Source organism: Shewanella sp. MF05956, from assembly GCF_059758055.1.
In genome coordinates, this window is sequence record NZ_JCAYNV010000047.1 from 1 (window position 1) to 964 (window position 964).

Below are 964 nucleotides of genomic sequence, written 5' to 3' on the forward strand. Positions count from 1 at the left end.
CCAGGCTGAATAAATTTCAGTTCTACATCGTGTTTTTCAGCCCATGCAGCCAGCACCGCACTGATGTACTCTGGACCGTTATCACTGCGTATTTGTTTCGGTTTTCCACGCCATTCGATGATTTGCTCCAAGGTTCTGACCACACGCTCTGCTGGTAAGGAGAAGTCGACCTCTATCGCCAAGCCTTCACGGTTGTAATCATCAATCACGTTCAATAACCTAATGCTGCGACCATCTTCAAGTTGGTCATGCATAAAGTCCATAGACCAACATTCATTGATTGCCTCAGGCACCGCCAATGCGTCCGGTTTATCACGCTTCAAGCGTTTCTTCGGCTTAATCCGTAGGTTTAGCTCCAATTCACGGTAAATTCTATACACTCGCTTATGGTTCCATCGGTAGCGTTTCACGTTACGTAAAAAGTAATAACACAGCCCAAATCCCCAACTTCTATGGGTCGATGTTAGTCGCTGTAACCAATCAGCAATCACAGCGTTTTCACCGCTGAGTTTTGCCTGATAGCGATAACAGCTCTCACTGAGTCCAAACAAGGCACAGGCAAATGCGATTGGAATGGCTTTATCATGCACCGCCTTTTGCGCCAGCTCCCGCCGCCGCGACGGCTTTACCACTTTTTTTCGATGGCCTCTTTGAGTATTTCGGCTTTTAGACGCTCTTCGGCATACATTTTTTTGAGTCGTGAATTTTCAGCCTCTAACTCTTTCAATCGCGCCATCATAGAGGCGTCCATGCCGCCAAATTTGGCCCGCCACTTGTAGAAGGTAGCCGAGCTCATGCCGTGCTCACGGCACAGCCCCGGAACTGGGGTGCCAGCTTCGGCTTGCTTGAGGATAGCCAAGATTTGGCTGTCGCTAAATTTTGATGTTTTCATGCAGAATCTCCCTGCGTATATAGTACGAGAAAATTCTACTTTTGAAATCAGCTTTTTTTAGGGGGGATTACC

1 pseudogene is annotated in these 964 nt (G+C 47.6%); it reads right to left on the reverse strand.

What is annotated here, in order from left to right:
* Positions 1-892, reverse strand: a pseudogene (locus tag AC19MX_RS21075) (IS3 family transposase); the annotation flags it as partial.
* Positions 893-964: the final 72 nt, after the last annotated feature.